Source organism: Sulfuricaulis sp., assembly GCF_024653915.1.
Classification (GTDB): Bacteria; Pseudomonadota; Gammaproteobacteria; order Acidiferrobacterales; family Sulfurifustaceae; genus Sulfuricaulis.
Genome location: NZ_JANLGY010000004.1, coordinates 158,992 through 175,114, shown reverse-complemented (window position 1 = coordinate 175,114; position 16,123 = coordinate 158,992). Strand labels below are relative to the sequence as shown.

Annotated in this window: 23 protein-coding genes and 1 pseudogene; 18 read left to right on the top strand and 6 right to left on the bottom strand. The window is 55.1% G+C overall.

Features of this window, described 5'->3' with window-relative positions; translation table 11 throughout:
- Nucleotides 1–125: 125 nt before the first annotated feature.
- On the bottom strand, nucleotides 126–701 hold the full coding sequence (locus tag NUV55_RS02010; protein WP_296669932.1) for a LexA family transcriptional regulator: 576 nt from the start codon (nucleotides 699–701) through the stop codon (nucleotides 126–128).
- Nucleotides 702–746: 45 nt separating this feature from the next.
- On the opposite strand from NUV55_RS02010, the gene tcmP reads away from it, so the two are divergent.
- From tcmP to rhuM, 11 genes and pseudogenes are all read left to right on the top strand, one after another.
- A complete protein-coding gene (tcmP, locus tag NUV55_RS02005; RefSeq protein ID WP_296669930.1) occupies nucleotides 747–1,928 on the top strand; it encodes a three-Cys-motif partner protein TcmP in 1,182 nt (393 codons plus the stop codon).
- A gap of 17 nt (nucleotides 1,929–1,945) precedes the next feature.
- A complete protein-coding gene (locus tag NUV55_RS02000) occupies nucleotides 1,946–2,695 on the top strand; it encodes a DUF5131 family protein (RefSeq protein WP_296669929.1) in 750 nt (249 codons plus the stop codon).
- 44 nt (nucleotides 2,696–2,739) lie between these two features.
- Entirely contained in the window at nucleotides 2,740–3,696 is a 957-nt protein-coding gene (locus NUV55_RS01995) for a zinc dependent phospholipase C family protein (protein WP_296669927.1), read from the top strand.
- Nucleotides 3,677–4,114, top strand: a complete 438-nt coding sequence (locus tag NUV55_RS01990; RefSeq protein WP_296669925.1) for a hypothetical protein — start codon at nucleotides 3,677–3,679, stop codon at nucleotides 4,112–4,114. Before NUV55_RS01995 ends, NUV55_RS01990 begins: the two co-directional genes overlap by 20 nt.
- Nucleotides 4,115–4,282: 168 nt before the next feature.
- Entirely contained in the window at nucleotides 4,283–4,576 is a 294-nt protein-coding gene (locus NUV55_RS01985; RefSeq protein ID WP_296669923.1) for a hypothetical protein, read from the top strand.
- Between the two features lie 53 nt (nucleotides 4,577–4,629).
- Nucleotides 4,630–4,755: a hypothetical protein gene (locus tag NUV55_RS01980; RefSeq protein WP_296669921.1), complete on the top strand. Its 126-nt coding sequence runs from the start codon at nucleotides 4,630–4,632 to the stop codon at nucleotides 4,753–4,755.
- A 153-nt stretch (nucleotides 4,756–4,908) separates the two neighbouring features.
- Nucleotides 4,909–6,033, top strand: coding sequence for a Fic family protein (locus NUV55_RS01975; RefSeq protein WP_296669919.1), 1,125 nt, complete (start codon nucleotides 4,909–4,911; stop codon nucleotides 6,031–6,033).
- Between the two features lie 131 nt (nucleotides 6,034–6,164).
- Nucleotides 6,165–6,416, top strand: coding sequence for a hypothetical protein (locus tag NUV55_RS01970; RefSeq protein WP_296669916.1), 252 nt, complete (start codon nucleotides 6,165–6,167; stop codon nucleotides 6,414–6,416).
- A gap of 175 nt (nucleotides 6,417–6,591) precedes the next feature.
- On the top strand, nucleotides 6,592–7,221 hold the full coding sequence (locus tag NUV55_RS01965; protein ID WP_296669914.1) for a nucleotidyltransferase domain-containing protein: 630 nt from the start codon (nucleotides 6,592–6,594) through the stop codon (nucleotides 7,219–7,221).
- A 28-nt stretch (nucleotides 7,222–7,249) separates the two neighbouring features.
- Nucleotides 7,250–7,618, top strand: coding sequence for a hypothetical protein (locus NUV55_RS01960; RefSeq protein WP_296669912.1), 369 nt, complete (start codon nucleotides 7,250–7,252; stop codon nucleotides 7,616–7,618).
- A 25-nt stretch (nucleotides 7,619–7,643) separates the two neighbouring features.
- A pseudogene (rhuM, locus tag NUV55_RS13745) lies at nucleotides 7,644–7,910 on the top strand (RhuM family protein); the annotation flags it as partial.
- Between the two features lie 18 nt (nucleotides 7,911–7,928).
- On the opposite strand, the gene NUV55_RS01955 reads toward rhuM, so the two are convergent.
- Nucleotides 7,929–8,177 carry a hypothetical protein gene (locus tag NUV55_RS01955; RefSeq protein ID WP_296669911.1) on the bottom strand — a complete coding sequence of 83 codons (249 nt, stop codon included), beginning with the start codon at nucleotides 8,175–8,177 and terminating at the stop codon, nucleotides 7,929–7,931.
- A 290-nt stretch (nucleotides 8,178–8,467) separates the two neighbouring features.
- On the opposite strand from NUV55_RS01955, the gene NUV55_RS01950 reads away from it, so the two are divergent.
- Together NUV55_RS01950 and NUV55_RS01945 are read left to right on the top strand one after the other, a co-directional pair.
- Nucleotides 8,468–8,797, top strand: a complete 330-nt coding sequence (locus NUV55_RS01950) for a hypothetical protein (RefSeq protein WP_296669909.1) — start codon at nucleotides 8,468–8,470, stop codon at nucleotides 8,795–8,797.
- 163 nt (nucleotides 8,798–8,960) lie between these two features.
- Nucleotides 8,961–9,365, top strand: a complete 405-nt coding sequence (locus NUV55_RS01945) for an RNA-binding S4 domain-containing protein (RefSeq protein ID WP_296669907.1) — start codon at nucleotides 8,961–8,963, stop codon at nucleotides 9,363–9,365.
- A gap of 32 nt (nucleotides 9,366–9,397) precedes the next feature.
- Here NUV55_RS01945 and NUV55_RS01940 read toward each other — a convergent pair whose 3' ends face one another.
- Nucleotides 9,398–9,796, bottom strand: coding sequence for a hypothetical protein (locus NUV55_RS01940; RefSeq protein ID WP_296669906.1), 399 nt, complete (start codon nucleotides 9,794–9,796; stop codon nucleotides 9,398–9,400).
- Between the two features lie 130 nt (nucleotides 9,797–9,926).
- Nucleotides 9,927–10,562, bottom strand: a complete 636-nt coding sequence (locus NUV55_RS01935) for an FHA domain-containing protein (protein WP_296669904.1) — start codon at nucleotides 10,560–10,562, stop codon at nucleotides 9,927–9,929.
- A 164-nt stretch (nucleotides 10,563–10,726) separates the two neighbouring features.
- Between NUV55_RS01935 and NUV55_RS01930 the strand changes: the two genes are divergently transcribed.
- Nucleotides 10,727–11,428 (top strand): glutathione binding-like protein, encoded by a 702-nt coding sequence (locus tag NUV55_RS01930; RefSeq protein WP_296669903.1) that lies wholly within the window; start codon nucleotides 10,727–10,729, stop codon nucleotides 11,426–11,428.
- A 92-nt stretch (nucleotides 11,429–11,520) separates the two neighbouring features.
- Here NUV55_RS01930 and NUV55_RS01925 read toward each other — a convergent pair whose 3' ends face one another.
- The gene (locus NUV55_RS01925; RefSeq protein ID WP_296669901.1) at nucleotides 11,521–11,709 is read right to left on the bottom strand and encodes a twin transmembrane helix small protein; all 189 of its coding nucleotides are present in this window, start codon (nucleotides 11,707–11,709) and stop codon (nucleotides 11,521–11,523) included.
- A gap of 122 nt (nucleotides 11,710–11,831) precedes the next feature.
- On the opposite strand from NUV55_RS01925, the gene NUV55_RS01920 reads away from it, so the two are divergent.
- The 4 genes from NUV55_RS01920 (at nucleotide 11,832) to NUV55_RS01905 (ending at nucleotide 14,583) form a co-directional block, all read left to right on the top strand.
- A complete protein-coding gene (locus NUV55_RS01920; protein ID WP_296669900.1) occupies nucleotides 11,832–12,305 on the top strand; it encodes a TerB family tellurite resistance protein in 474 nt (157 codons plus the stop codon).
- A 33-nt stretch (nucleotides 12,306–12,338) separates the two neighbouring features.
- Complete coding sequence (locus NUV55_RS01915; RefSeq protein WP_296669898.1) at nucleotides 12,339–13,208, top strand: transglycosylase SLT domain-containing protein; 870 nt, start codon at nucleotides 12,339–12,341, stop codon at nucleotides 13,206–13,208.
- 101 nt (nucleotides 13,209–13,309) lie between these two features.
- Nucleotides 13,310–13,870 carry a hypothetical protein gene (locus tag NUV55_RS01910; RefSeq protein ID WP_296669897.1) on the top strand — a complete coding sequence of 187 codons (561 nt, stop codon included), beginning with the start codon at nucleotides 13,310–13,312 and terminating at the stop codon, nucleotides 13,868–13,870.
- A gap of 8 nt (nucleotides 13,871–13,878) precedes the next feature.
- Entirely contained in the window at nucleotides 13,879–14,583 is a 705-nt protein-coding gene (locus NUV55_RS01905; protein WP_296669895.1) for a M48 family metallopeptidase, read from the top strand.
- 24 nt (nucleotides 14,584–14,607) lie between these two features.
- Here NUV55_RS01905 and NUV55_RS01900 read toward each other — a convergent pair whose 3' ends face one another.
- Complete coding sequence (locus NUV55_RS01900; protein ID WP_367280320.1) at nucleotides 14,608–16,077, bottom strand: YdiU family protein; 1,470 nt, start codon at nucleotides 16,075–16,077, stop codon at nucleotides 14,608–14,610.
- Nucleotides 16,078–16,123: the final 46 nt, after the last annotated feature.

The window sequence follows — 16,123 nt, the reverse complement described above, 5'->3', positions numbered from 1 at the left end:
ACTGTTTATCGGCATCATGCTGCTCCTGGCAGGAGGAGGGGCCTTGTCGGCAGAGCCACAGCGTTATCCCGCAGCGCAGGGTCAGGTCTTGAATTGACACATTTTGCGATCGAGCGACCGAGTTGTTATCGGTACTTCCGAAACTGCCCGACCACCACCCCGAAAATCTCAAGCTCGCCTTTCGGACGGATGACCGGATAGGACTTGTTCTCTGGCTTCAACACGACCCGGCCCCGTTCGCGGTCTAGCCGCTTCAGCGTGAATTCGTTGTCCACGATTGCGACGACAATGTCGCCGACATTCGCGGAGGTCCGTTTCTCCACAACGACGACATCGTCCGGCTGAATGCCCGCGCCAATCATCGAGTCGCCTTTGACCTTGATCAGAACCGTCTTCGACGGGTGTGGCACTAGATAGTCATCAATCGTCAGGATGTCCGGTCCCAGGTCGGCCGCTGGACTTGGCAGGCCCGCACGGACGCTTTCGGCGAATGGCCGCTCGAAGAACCGCCGCCCGGGTTTGAGTCGCTTGCCCGGCGTGCTTTCCAGAAAGCCCTCGGCCTTCAGCCGTAGAACCATATCCGCCACTGAGGCCTTCGAGGCCAGTCCAATAAGTTTGCCAATGGTGGAATAGGACGGCAGCACCCGGTGCCGGGTGTAGTAGTCCTGGAGCTTGGCGAGGTATTGACCGTCATTGGACATGGGGTTACGCTACCGAACGATCGTTCGCCGGTCAAGGGAGGACGGATGCCGGGCAATAAAAAGACCACTACCGTCCCCGAAACGTACCAGGGGCGAGAGCAGGCCTACATCAAGCACGAGTTGCTGAAGGGCTATTTGGAAAAGCTCTTTCTCATCGTCGGGATGAGTTCGAAGAGGCTCGGAATCAAGGAGATCTGCTATGTGGATTGTTTCGCAGGACCATGGGCCGACGAGAGCGAAGACTTGAGCGGCACCTCCATCGCGGTCTCGCTGCAAAGCCTTGAGAAAACCCGGCAGGCCCTCGCGCAGATGGGAGCAGTCCCGCGTTTCCGTGCGCTCTACGTAGAACAGGATAAGCCAGCTTTTGAACATTTGCAGCGTTACCTTTCAGAGCACACCCCTGCCGAGATTGAAGCGCGGGCATTGCCGGGCGATTTCGTGGCACTACGGGACCAGATTCTTAGTTGGTGCGGCAATAGGGCTTTCGTGTTTTTCTTCATCGATCCCACTGGTTGGAAAGAAGTCGGGGTCGAGGTACTCAGGCCATTGCTGCGACGACCGCAATCCGAGTTTCTTATCAATTTCATGTACGACTTTGTGAATCGGACTGCATCCATGTCCGGATGGCAGGAAGATATTGCGGCGCTTCTGGGCGAAACCATCGAGACTGAAGGGCTCGATCCCGCAGAGCGGGAAGAATTGCTGTTAAGCACATATCGCGACAATCTGAAGCGCTGTGTGCGCTCTGGTAGAAAGTGGTCGGCACGTTCAGCCTATGTGCGTGTGTTAGATCGGAAGAAGGAACGTCCGAAATACCATCTCGTTTATTTGACGAGCCATCCACGCGGTATCATAGAGTTCATGAAGATATCAGAAAACCTCGATCAGGTTCAGAAACATGTCAGGGCTTCAACAAAGCATAATGCGCGCGTAAAAAAGTCAGGCATGGATGACCTGTTTGGTATGGCTTCATTCATAGACCCAGAACAAGGGCACGCCAGCCTAAGCGAGGTCGAGCAATATTGGATACGATATCTGGCTGCAGGCACGAAACGAATTGATGAAGAAGAATTCGCCAATCTGCTTGAATCGACCGATTGGTTCCCGGCGGATTTCCAGCGCGCATTGGGGAGTCTCATCACCGGTGGCAAGGTCAAGAACTTGGATGCTCGTGGAAAACGCAGAAAGAATTTCCTGCACTTTAACGATGGTGGTGAGCGGTTGTAGCTTACGGAGGAAAACAGATGAGCACACAGAGTCGAATCGAGTGGACAGAGCAAACTTGGAATCCAACAGTCGGATGCACAAAGATTTCACCTGGCTGCAAGAATTGTTACGCCGAGACCATGGCTAAACGCCTGCGCGCTATGGGTATGCGCGGCTATGAGAATGGTTTCCGCCTCACCCTCATGCCTGAGCGGTTGTCCGAACCCCTGGAGCGCCGAAAACCGACGGTGTATTTCGTGAACTCCATGTCCGATCTCTTTCACGAGAAAGTGCCATTCGACTATATCCGACAAGTTTTCGACGTGATGTCGCAAACGCCACAGCATACGTTCCAGGTACTCACCAAACGTGCGGAGCGCATGGCGGAATTCTGTCGAGGCACGACTGTGCCACCCAACGTTTGGCTCGGTGTTTCTGTTGAAAACAGAAAGCACGGCGTTCCGAGAATCGGCGTGCTGAGGGAGATAGAGGTCAACGTACGGTTTTTATCCATCGAGCCTCTTCTGGAGCACCTCGGAGAATTTGACCTCACGGGAATTCATTGGGCCATCGTCGGCGGCGAATCGGGTCCCAAAGCGAGACCGATGCAACGGGAGTGGGTGGATAGCATCAAGCGACAATGCGACCAAGCGGATGTGGCTTTCTTCTTCAAGCAATGGGGCGCTTGGGGAGCGGACGGCCAGAAGCGATCGAAGAAGGCGAATGGCCGGAAGTACCGCGGCCGGGTTTGGGACGCGATGCCGGCTTTATCCACTGTAGCTTTCTGAAGTAGCAATCAAGCGGTTCAGACTCCATTGAAGGAGGCGTAGATATGCCCGGTGCATTTGCTCATATGTTAGCTGCTACACAAGCGCAACAAGCGGCAGAATCCAAAGGTCTTCATTCGGTTGCCCGAAGCACGCTTAAATATCCTCAATGGTTACAGGCCGGTACTGTGGGACCGGATTTCCCATATCTGCATCATCTCCGTAGCCATGATCCATCAGATAGTTGGGCTGATCTTATGCACTACAAACGCACGGGCGATGTGGTACGGGCTGGAATCAAGTGGCTTAGTGAATGGACTGGCGATCGTACGAGCAAAGAGTATCAACGAGCCGTAGCTTGGTTGTCAGGTTATCTTTCACATGTAGTATTAGATGCCTCGGTCCACCCCGTTGTGAGAGCCATCGTAGGAGAGTATGAGGATCATGCAAAAGAACACCGCATTTGTGAGATGTACATGGACTCCTTCATTTTCAAAGAGACCTTCGGGTATGAGCTGGTAAATGACGAATGGGCTGATTATCTACGCCACACTACCGATGACAGCGGTGCGGGCATGGACAGAGCTATTAAAGCTATTTGGGAGCATATGCTTAAGACCACCTATCCCAATGAATATGAGAAAAATCGTCCTGACTTCGATGGTTGGCATAATGGTTATATCCAGGCCATTGATATGGCTGATAACAACTTAATTCTGTTCAGACATGCTTTTACTAAGAATGGTTACTGTTACGCAGACTCAGCAGCTATTCCCGCGCAAGCAATGACTATGTATATAGAGAAAGCCACGACACCCAAAATTAATCGTTTTGGTGTGAAAAATATGCACTATCAGGAGATCTTCAATTTTGGTGTCGATAATATTGTTCAGTATTGGACAGCTATGAACGCTGCTATTGAGGGGGAGGGCGATATCTCTATGCCGACATTGCCTAACTGGAATTTGGATAAAGGAACAATTGATCCTACTGGAGAAGGCAATGCAACGCTTTGGGTTTAACGTTCTAATTGTATTAGTTGTTATTTTTGTTGGGACTGGTACTTCCTGTGCAGGAAAAATTTATCATGAAGATGATATGGCAAGGCTTTCCACGATGGTTCGCACAACCATGAGTATCGTCAAGGGGAAATTCTATGAAAAAACTATGCCATATCAAATCAATGAAGATAAAATTGTCGAGATTGTTCGCAATGAGAACAGCAGGCACTTCAAAGAACTTAACCAACTTGATGGTCGAATTGAATTAATGATCGTATCGGATGGCACCTATATGGGAGCTATTATTTGGGATTCTGACAACAATCGAAAGTTGATCCAGGACTTACAGTGTACCTTGAAACTTGATGATCCAACATGGCAGCGAGAAGAATTCGGCAACGAATTCACGCTTGATTGGAAAATTTGTCTAGTTCGTTAGAGCATGGCAGTAAAAAACCCGGTCAGAGAGGAATTTTTCCTAATATTCCAGGCTAATGATATTTCCGTAATTCAAAAGAGCCAGCCTCAATTTTCCAAATCGTTCCAACTCACTCCGCCCCTCGGGAATGGCTTGCTTCCCGCGCGCCGTCTCGGGAGTATCGTAAATATGAAGCAACTATTTATCGGCATCATTCTGCTCCTGGCAGGAGGAGGGGCCTTGTCGGCAGAGCCACAGCGTTATCCCGATGTTGTTTCGGCCAAGGTCCAGCCGCGCGGCTCCGATAGCTTTGACTTCGACGTCACGGTTTCTTCGCCGTACGACACGCCAGCCAGATACGCGGATGCCTTTCGCGTCATGGGTCGGGACGGTGCGGTCTTTGGCGATCGCATACTGCTGCACGAACACGGTAACGAGCCACCGTTCACGGGGATCTCCATGGCGTCAGCATCCTGCCGGTGAACGCGTCTGCGAGCGCAGCGATCTGTTGGCATGTGGCGAAACGTTGACAGATATTGATAACTGCCTACCAGCGCAAACTCGCCGCCCTCAACGCGCTGGAAGAAAAACTCGCTAAGGCATGCCACCTCAAGCAGGGCATGATGCCGGAACTACTCACGGGGAGGATTCGGCTGGTATGAAACGGGCGGGACGCGGCTATTCTGGCCACCTCATGCGGGCTGGAAGCCCGCGTGCCCGGGGCTAAATTAGCGCTTGGTGTTATTTTAGTTATTGCGTAGAATCTAAAACAATAACCGAGCTAATTTTCATTGCCGTGGGGAGGGGCCGCTCCGATGAAGCATTTCCAGGCCGGACGTTATGTCCAGCAGCCGCATTACAAAAGCTTTCAGCCCAATCCCATCAACCGCGCATGGGTTGTGGACGATATGGCTCTGCTCCAGTTGCTCGGCCAGGCAGACCGGGAGCTGGGCCGGCTGGACATGTATTCCGAATACATCCCGAACATCGATCTCTTTATCCGCATGCATGTGCTGAAAGAGGCGAACCAGTCGAGCCGTATCGAAGGGACGCAGACGACCATGGAAGAGGCGCTGCTGGAGAAAGAGGATGTCGCACTGGACCGGCGCGACGACTGGGAAGAGGTGCAGAACTACGTGGCGGCGATGAACGAGGCGGTGGACAAGTTGCAGAAACTGCCTTTTACCGCGCGGCTGGTTCGAGAGACACACAAGACGCTGATGCAGGGCGTGCGCGGCAAGGGCAAGCGACCGGGCGAATTCCGCCGCAGCCAGAACTGGATTGGCGGGGCGTCTATCGACGACGCGGTGTTCGTGCCGCCGATGCATGACTCCGTCGGGCAGCTGATCGGCGACATCGAGAAGTTTGTGAATAACGACCGGCAGCATTTTCCCGAACTGCTGAAGATTGCACTAGTGCATTACCAGTTTGAGACCATCCACCCCTTTCTGGACGGCAATGGCCGCGCCGGACGCCTGCTGATTGCCTTGTATCTGGTGAGCCGGGGGATATTGAAGCAACCGGTGCTGTATCTCTCCGATTTTTTCGAGCGCAACCGCCAGCTTTACTACGACAATCTGATGCGGGTGCGGGAAAAGAACGACCTGCTGCAATGGTTCCGCTTCTTTCTGGTAGGCGTGATCGAAACCGCGAAAAGCAGCACGGCGACGTTCGACAACATTCTCAAGCTGCAAAAGAAGGTGGAGTCGCAATTGCAGACGCTGGGCAGCCGCACGGCGAATGCACAGAAAGTGATGAACACTCTTTACCAGCGCCCGGTGATCAATGCGGCCAGGGTGGGCAAGGCAGCGGGCGTCTCGCCGGCCTCGGCATACAAATTGATTGCCGATCTGGAGAAGTTCGGGATACTGAAGGAAATCACCGGGGGGAAGCGCGGAAAGATATACGCATTCAATGCGTACCTGAAGCTGTTCAAATAACGACGGGGAAGCCAGGCCATGCAGTCACTCAGGGTTGGGCAAATCGAGCGGCGCACACAAAATCGTTCCAACCCACTCCGCCCCTCGGTAATGGCTTGCCTCCCGCGCGCCATCGCGGGAGTATCGTAAACATGAAGCAACTGTTTATCGGCATCATCCTGCTCCTGGCAGGAGGAGGGGCCTTGACGGCCGAGCCACAGAAATACCCCGATGTCGGGACAATGAGGGTCTTGTCCCAAGTCTACGGCTGGCTTTCGCCCGGTCCGGTGGTACTGGTGGCCACAGCGCAGCAGGGCCGCGCGAACGTTCCAGAGCAAACTTCTACCATTTCACCCTCTCCTCAATCCTCTCCCGTCAAGGGAGAGGAGGATTTAAGCAGGTAGTTTCAGGGCTGTAAGGGGTTCACGCCTTTCCGCTGTCTTGTTTCATGTCCAACCCCTACATCTAGGGCTAATTTTCACTGGTATGGCGGTATAGTCAGGCTCCGGTATCTGACTTGCGAAAAAGGGCGGTCTTGATTTGCCCTATGTCGCCTAATAGGCTACATTTGTAGCCTAAATGAAAACAAAGCTATTTACCGATCTGGGAACCTTGTTTTTCGGGGCTTACCGCCGCCAAGTGTTGGCTTTGCTATTGCTGCACCCCGATGAATCGTTTCATTTGCGAGAGCTGGCACGGGTCACGAACACCCAGCCCGGCACATTGCGGCGCGAACTGGCGCAACTGGCGGATGCCGGGGTGCTCAGTCGTGAAAGGGTGGGAAATCTGGTGCGCTACAAGGCCAACACAGATTGTCCCATCTACGACGAATTGCGCGGTATCCTGAAAAAGACCGCGGGGGTGGTGGACGTATTGCGGGATTCACTGGCGCCACTGACTGACAAGATCGCCGTTGCTTTCGTTTACGGCTCCGTGGCGAGCGGAACCGAGCGCCGATCGAGCGACATTGATGTCATGGTCGTCGGAACGGCCTCATTCGAGGAAGTCGTGCAGGCATTGCATCGCAGTCAGGAGGAGTTACGCCGGGAAGTCAACCCGAATGTCTACCGTCCGGATGAGTTCAAGAAGAAAGTGAAGGAAAAAGACCCTTTCTTGTCGCTCCTCTTGGAGCAACCAAAGCTCTTTGTCCTTGGGAAGGAAAATGACCTTAGACAACTTATTGCAAATCGGAAAGCTAAAGCCGCATAAGACCTCGCGCGAGGAAATTGCAAAACTTATGGCGGCCGTGCGACGTAACCTCAAGGACGCGCACATCGATGGCATCAGCCCGGAAACACGATTCGATATTGCCTACAAGGCGGTCATGCAATGCGCGCTTATCGCGATAATGGCAAACGGTTTCCGGCCCTCGACGAACGAACCAGGTCATCATGCGACGGTCATTCAGAGCCTTCCCAAGACGATCGGACTTCCAAATGAGCGAATGATGGTTCTTGATCAGCTTCGCAAGAAAAGAAACCTGAGCGACTACAGCGGCGTCGGAATTGCCGAGGAAGTGGCGGCGGCCTGTGTGCGTGCGGCGGAGGACTTGGCGTCAACTGTGGAGAAGTGGTTGCGCGCGAATCGTTCTGACTTGATGGGTTGAAAATACGAAGGACAGCAAAACTGCCTTGGACGTTCGGCTTGTCGGCGATACAGTGTGGCTCAGCCAGAAACAGATGGGGGACCTGTTCGATAAGAACGTCAGGACGATCTCAGAACATATCCGAAATGTCTTTAAGGAAAAGGAATTAGACAAGACTTCAGTTATCCGGAATTTCCGGATAACTGCCAAAGATGGTAAATCCTACGATACTCAGCTCTATAACCTGGATGTCATCATCTCGGTCGGGTACCGAGTGAAGTCCAGGCGCGGCACAAGGTGGTCGCAAATTGCGACCACCTTCTCGCGGGTCTTAACGTCTTTTCTCCACTTCAAGTTTGATGGCCGCCAACTCCTGTTGGGCGTCGGCAAATTCACCATACGAATGCGTCGTGCGCGAATACCAATAGCGGCTGTTGCCCGCATCGCCTTCGATCTTATGCAACACGGCGTGAACCCAGCACGTGAGCGGGTCATCTTCGTCCTGTTGCACGGTCTTGTGCGCGCGTTGCCAATCGCCGCTCAGCGCGGCGTTGATGGCGTCTAGCAGATCAATCTTCATACGCAGGCGATATTAACAAATCGGCACAGCTACAAAAGGGGCGGTGGGATTAGAAAATAAGCAGCGGGAATCGCTCTCGACCAACAGTTTCCAAAATGGAGATAGTTCGGCCTGACCGGAACAGGGAAGAACGGGGTAGTCGCAAATTGCGACCACGATCCAGGAAGATACGCTCCAGCGTGTTAAAAAATGTAAGCAGAGTGGGCTAACCCGGGTTCTCCTTTGCTAACGCCCTGACTTGGGACTAAGATTTCTGCCCGTCAATAACCCGTTAATAGAAGGAGGAGTTTATGAAACTGGTTTTTAAAGCAACTTTGGTCGGTATGGTTTGTGGGTTTATCGCGAGCGCTAGCGCATGGGCCGCGGAGACACCAATGGCGACCACGAAGGCGGCGGCCAACACGGCCATGTGCGCATGGTCGGATGAAGCGAAAATGAAGGATCACTTTACGAAGCACGTGACCTACCCGACAACCGGTGCGAAGATTAAAGAGGCCTGTAAAAAGGAAATGCCGAAAGAGTTCACGGGTGCAGAGCGTGCCTGCTTCGAAGGCAAGATCCAGGACAAGACGACATTTAAGAATGCAGGCGAAGTATTTGCAGCGCTCAAAGTGCAGTAAGCGGTTTAAAGCTGATTGATACGGAAGGCCACGATCTCTCGACCGTGGCCTTTTTGTGTGCAGGAAACAAAAAACAGGGTTAGCTTAGAGAAGAATTTTCCCTGCTATTCCAGGCTGATATTATTCCTGGGTAATTCAAACGTATTTTTTTGCCGTCACTTCAATGGTTGCAATTACAAACGAAGACAGCGCCATCCGCCTCGACAAATGGCTTTGGGCATCGAGATTCTTCAAGACCCGGACATTGGCAGCAGCGGCGGTGGCGGGCGGCAAGGTCAAGCTCAATGGCGAGCGCGTGAAGGCGGCTAAAGCGGTGCGGGTCGACGATGCCTTGCGCATTTCCCTCGGCCCCTATGAATACGCCGTACGCGTACTGGCCTTGTCCGGGCGACGCGGCCCGGCGTCGCAAGCAGCAAAGCTTTATGAAGAAAGCGCGTCGAGCCAGGCAGCGCGCAAAGCCTTGGCGTCCCGCCTCGCCGCCGAGCGGCATCATGCCACCCATACCAACGGGCGCCCCAACAAAAAACAGCGGCGTCAGATCATTCAACTCAAGAAATCGAGGATTTAAGCGGTTGGCCGGGATACCAGCCGGGGGCAGCCTTACTCGCTGAAGTCCAGCGCGGCGATAATGCGGTTCAGTTGTCCCTGTGGTCCGTCTTCCTTGGCCAGGTCATCATGGCCGCTGCCCTGGTCGCGTTCGCGCGCCTGGATCTTTTCAATGTAGCGCACGTTGCAGTCCGCCACGGCTTTCTTGAGAAGCTGCAGGTGCCCGACGATCTCGTCTTGTGTTCGGACCCAGGTTTCGATGTACAGACACTCTTTGGCGTCGATTTTTGTCGGCAAACCGGCTTTGTTCTGGTGGTCGGCGAAATCCGTACACCAGTCAAGCGGCGCCTTGTGCGTGAGGCGGAAGCACAGATCGATGTACGGTTCCTTACGGATTCGCGGCGGGCGCTTTTCGTCGATGCCCTTGATTCTGATATCGCTGATGCCTTCCATAATGCGGTTCCCCGATTTAGCGCGTACTGGCTCGTGGGCCAGACTGTATCTCTACACTATACGCGCATTACCGGCGCAGAGCTGGATACTCAATAAAGGCAGCAATGTGATTTAAATATACGTCTTTCGGCTACATGCTTACCTGATACTTGGTCGCGGCGATATAGATGATGTCGCCATTCTCGAGCAACTGACCACTCAGCGGGACGGGTTTGTCGTTCAGCCTCGGCTCGCCGGGCCCGACCTTGGCGGTCAGCATGTAACCGTAGGCGGTGCGATAAATCGTCGCCGGGTTCTTGCCGGGATTGTCGATCACGGTTTCTTCTTTCATCAGCGGTATGCGTTTGCCCTTGTCTTTGCCATCCAGTGCGATGAGCTGCGCGTGCGCACTGATAATCTTGGTGTCCTCCTGCGAAGTTATCGACGACGAGGAGGAGGTTTCGCGGCGACGGCTATGTGACGGCGCATCCAACATGAGATCATCGCGATAGCGCATCGCGTGTTCACTGATGATGATGGTGTCGCCGTGCTTCAGCTCATACTGCTTGATGCGGTCGTCCCCGACGAAGGTGCCGTTGGTGCTGTCGAGATCGACGATCGTTGACTTTTTGCCGACTGTCTTGATCATGGCGTGCTTGGCGCTGACGCTCTTGTCGTCCCTCAGCACGATATCGCATGCCGAACTGCGGCCGATCGTCATGTCGCCCAGCTTCAAGGCCACTTCGTCAATCAGGCCCCCCTTGAATTTAATCGATAGCTTGCCCATGCCTTGCTGACCTTAGGTGTTGTTATTGCCCATTCGATAATATTAGCAAAAAACCGTGATCTGACTCATGTTCTCCTTCCGTGGTAAGGTGCGAGCATGAATGCCAAGTCCGTCCAATGCCCCGGCTGCGGCAAGCCTGCAAGGGGCAGTTTCCGAGGCGCCCCATGATCGAACTTTATTACTGGCCGACGCCCAATGGGCACAAGATCACGATGTTTCTGGAAGAGGCCGGCCTTCCCTATGAGATCAAACCCGTCAACATTAACCTGGGCGATCAGTTCAAGCCGGAGTTTCTGAAGATCAGCCCGAGCAACAAGATGCCGGCGATCATCGATCGGGCACCAGCCGACGGCGGCGCGCCGGTGTCGGTTTTCGAATCCGGCGCCATCCTTATATATCTCGCCGAGAAGACCGGGCTCTTTCTGCCGACTGAACCCCGCGCGCGCCTCACCGTCCTTGAGTGGCTGTTCTGGCAAGTTGGCGGGCTCGGGCCCATGGCCGGGCAGAATCATCATTTTGCGCTCTACGCGCCAGAAAAAATCCCGTATGCCATAGACCGTTACAGAAACGAGACTAACCGGCTCTATGGCGTGCTCGACCACCAATTGTCCGATCATGCCTTCGTAGCAGGGGATGCATACAGCATTGCCGACATTGCCACTTATCCCTGGGTCGTGCCCTACAAGAAGCAGGGACAGAACCTGGATGACTTTCCGCACCTCAAGCGCTGGTTTAACACCATCGCCAGCCGGCCCGCCACTATTCGCGCTTACGAGAAGGCCAAACCTTTGACGAACCAGCCGGCCGTCACGGAAGAGGGCAAGAAGATTCTCTTCGGTCAAACCGCCGCAAACGTCAAACGCTAACGACTTGAGCTGCACCGGCGATCAGCCCCGATTTACCACCTGCCTTCTTCATACCGGGCTTCCGGCAGTTTCTCCGTCACGTCTGATGTCGCCTAGGCCGCCAATAGCGCCATAATGAGCAAAAGTATGGCAATGCCTTGAAAAATGATGCGGGCGTTCATGAGTTGGCCGCTGTGCTTGTCATCATACACACCACCCTTGGTCATGGACCTGAGCCCTGCCACCATGGAGATGACAGTAGCGAGGAGAGCCAGAATGACCAATATTGTTATGATTTTCATAAGCCGCTCCTTTAATGTTGCGCGATTAGCTCAGCATCTTTTCACGGGTATATCAACCGAGTAAAACGCTAAAGATCAATTATGCGCGCGCCCATTCAATTCCGGTAATATCCTCGACTCTCATGTTGCAAAACCTCAAACAATTCTTCGACCGGCACATCCTCCCGGCCAGCCGGGAGCAGGGAGAAAGTGCGGAGCATGCGCTGCAGGTAGCCACAGCCGCGCTGTTGTTCGAGACCATGCGCATGGACGGCGAGCTGAAGGAGGTCGAGCGCCATGCCATGACGGCGGCGATCAAGTCGCGTTTCGAGCTGACAACCGAGGAAATGGCTACGCTGCTGCGCTTGGCGGAAGAAGAAGCCGAAGAAGCCACTGATTATTATCAGTTCACCGCGCTCATCAACAAGCACTACACCCCGGCGCAGAAGGAGCAGGTGATCGAACATATGTGGCAAGTGGCCTCCGCCGACCACGAAATTGATCGATTCGAGCGCACGCTGGTGCACAAGATCGCTGATCTGCTGTATGTCCCGCGCCCGGCACAGATCGCCGCACGCGAGCGCGCCATGCGCGCCGCCCGCCAAAACGTGGAGTAGGTCAGTTTTGACTTAGCGCTTATTGGCGCCTTCATGACACGTTCACGCGCAACCCGAAGCACCTCCAGGAAGAAGCGAAAAAAATACCGACGTCGTTCGCGTCTGGCGATGTTTTGGCCGAGTGCCCGGCGACGTGGGCGGATTTTTCGAGCACTGCGGAACGCACCGCTGACGGTCCAACTTATCCTTGTCGCTGTCGTCGTTCTGGCGCTCTGGTCCGCGACCAACTGGGTGTACCAAGTTGTACGCAAGCCGGCCGAGTTGTTTTTTCCCGTAAGCCATGCGCTCACCAAAATGCCGGCCGCGACATGGCGGCAGTACCAGCCGATTTTCCGTGCGCACGCCACTGCCGTCATCACGCCCGATCTGCTGGCCGCGCTTGCCCAAATCGAGGGGGCGGGCAACCCGGTGGCCCGGACGTACTGGCGCTGGCGCCCATCGTGGAATCTCTTCGAGCTGTACCGACCGGCGTCGAGCGCGGTCGGCATGTACCAGTTCACCGATACGACCTTCGCCGAGGCCAGGCGCCACTGCATTCACGACCATGTCGTGGTCGAGGATGGGCCTTGGCACGATTGGCGTTCGTGCTGGTTCAATAGTCTCTACACGCGTGTGGTGCCGTCCCATGCCGTCGAGCTGACGTCCGCCTATTTGGATCGCCGTATCGCCAACACGCTTGAGCGCCGGCACATCGTTCGCGCGACACTTCAACAGAAGCAAGACCTGGCCGGCGTGATGCACCTGTGCGGCGCCGGGGCGGGTGAGGTCTACGCCAAGCGCGGCTTTCGGCTGGCCGCCGGCCAACGCTGTGGCGATCACGACGTCAGCGCTTATCTCGCGCAGCTCAACGCGATGAAGCGCTTATTCGTCCGGATGGCGACCGCTGTGGAGCAGACGGAATAATGTGCTGGGAGAAAATTTCAGGGCCACTCAAGTCTGAGTGGTTTACAATGACCCGCACACGCTCACTCTGTTTCGTATTTTACGTATCTTAAGGAGAGCACATGAGGATTTCCAGAATTCCACAAGCGGCCATGTACGTCAGCATGATTGCTGTTATTGCCGGCATCACCGCTTCCGGTTGCCAGCGCAGCCCGGATGCCACGGCCGCCACGCCGGCGGCCAATACGCCGCCCATGCACTCCCTGGAAACAACCGACATCAAGAATTCCTCCGCGGCAGCGGGGACAGCTCTCAAGGTAACGGTGTCGTTAAGCCCCAAGGTGGCCAAGAAGGCTGCGCCGGATGACGTGGTATTTATCTTCGCGCGCGCCACGAGTGGGCCGCGTATGCCACTGGCGATTGTACGCAAACAGGTTAAAGACCTGCCCACCACCGTGGTCCTGGATGATAGCCAGGGCATGAATCCACAAGTGAAATTATCGAGCGCACCCGAGGTTATCGTAGTCGCGCGCGTCACCAAGTCCGGCATGGCCGACGTGCAAGACGGCGATCTGGAAGGCGTGAGCGCCCCCGTGGTGAGTGGCACCAAAGCTGTATCGATCAACATTGACAAAGTGCTGACGCGTCAAAAAACACCCATGGCACCTCACGGTTACCGCTGAGCAAAGCCTTGTTCGAATATCGTTTGCGGGAGAGCAAGCGTGCGCGGCATGTTCGTTTGCGCGTAACGCCACAGAGCGGTCTGGAGGTGGTGGTGCCCAAAGGCTATAACCCGGCACGGCTACCCGCCATGTTAGAACAAAAGCAGTCCTGGATTCGCGCGGCACTGGAACGCACCGAGGCTGAGCGCATGAGGCATGAGCCCGAGGCTGTCTGGAAATTGCCGGACGAGATCAAGCTGCCGGCGCTGGGCCAAGTGTGGCGAGTTACCGCGAAGGAAGGAGGCGCGTCGTGGGCCACGGTGCGTGAAATTGGCCCGGGCCAGCTATTGATTCACGGTCGAATCACGGACGAACACGCCAGCCGCGCCGCACTCGTGCGATGGCTCGCACGCCAGGCCTACGCGCAGCTGGCGCCGCGCCTTGGGGAATTGAGCAAGCAACTGGGTTTCGCGTTCAGGCATGTCTACATCAAACGCCAACGCACCCGCTGGGGAAGTTGTTCGCACCACAAGGCGATCACCCTGAACGCCAAACTGTTGTTTCTTGCACCCGAGCTGGTTCGTTACGTGATGATCCATGAGCTCTGCCACCTGGTGGAAATGAATCACTCGCAACGATTTTGGTCGTTAGTGCAGAAAAACCATCCGGATTTTCATATTCACGACCGGGAACTACGGAAAGGGTGGGGAAGCGTACCGCGTTGGGCCTGCTAACAGACTCCGTGGGAGTGGCGGCATTTAAGACGAGCAACTTACCTCGATATGTTGCGCCCAGTCTGGCGGTGGTGCGGCATAACTCCCCATCTCCGGTTGTTCGTCAAAAGGATGCTGAAGGATAGTCAACAAGCGATCCACTTCGGAAAAATCATGTCCCCGCCCGGCTTGGGCAATGGCGTTTTGCGCCAGATAATTGCGCAAGATGTATTTGGGATTGACCTTGTTCATGCGCGCTTCGCGCACGGCGTCCGTACCGGGTTCTCGCTGCAAGCGTGCATGATAATTCCTGGCCCAGGCGTCGAACGCGGCGCGATCGGTAAATTGGTCACGCAGCAGGGCGTTCTTCTCACCCGCAGCGGTATTGAAACGGCTCAAGCTGCGAAACAGATTGGTATAGTCCACATGGCCGGCGTGCATTATTTCCAGCAGCGTATTGATCAACGGCATATCTTCCGCGCTTGTCTGCGTGAGGCCCAATTTCCGACCCATTAATTGTCGGTAGTGCTCGGTGTATGCCGGAACAAAGCTTTCCAGGGATGCTTTCGCCGCTTCCACCGGCAGGATCGGCAACAGCGCCTGCGCCAGGCAACTGAGATTCCAGTGGCCGATTTGCGGTTGCTGCCGGTAGGCGTAGCGCCCGTGATAGTCAGAATGATTGCAGACATAACCGGGATCGTAGGCGTCCATGAAGCCGAACGGCCCATAGTCGAAGGTCAGCCCGAGGATAGACATGTTGTCGGTGTTCATGACGCCGTGCGAAAAACCCACGGCCTGCCAGTGGGCCATCAGCTGCGCGGTACGCGTGACGACTTCATTCAGAAAAAGCACATATTTGTCGGGCGCGTTTGATAAATGCGGAAAATGTTTGGCGATGACGTAATCGGCGAGCACGGGCAGTGAATCGTGCTGGTCGTTGTAGTAAAACACTTCGAATGAGCCAAAGCGCACATGTGAGGGGGATAGGCGCGTGATGACAGCGGCGGTTTCGATGGATTCGCGGAAGACCTCTTCGTCGCTGCCAATGATGCACAGCGCGCGCGTGGTGGGTATCCCCAAGCCATGCATGGCCTCCGAGCACAGGTATTCGCGGATGCTGGAGCGCAGCACGGCGCGGCCGTCGCTGTTGCGTGAGAAGGGAGTAGGGCCGGCGCCTTTCAGCTGCACGTCCCAGTGTTCCCCGGCGCTGTTCTTGATTTCACCCAGCAAGATTGCGCGCCCGTCGCCCAGTTGCGGCACATAGTGTCCGAACTGGTGCCCTGAATAGAGCATCGCCAGCGGCTCGGCCCCGGGCAGCAGGCGATTGCCAATGAAATATCCCGCAAAGTCAGCGCGCGTGGCTTGCGCCGGATCGAGGTCTAACAGAGCGGCGGCCGCGGAGTTGAAGCTGACCAGATACGGCGCCGGCAACGGCGAAGGGCAGAGGCGGCTGTGAAACGCTTCTGGCAGGCGCGCAAAGGTATTATCAAATACAAGTTGTTCGAGTTTCCGCATGGACACAGTGTAACAGGAGTAAACATTACCGAGACCGGCGCGCCTC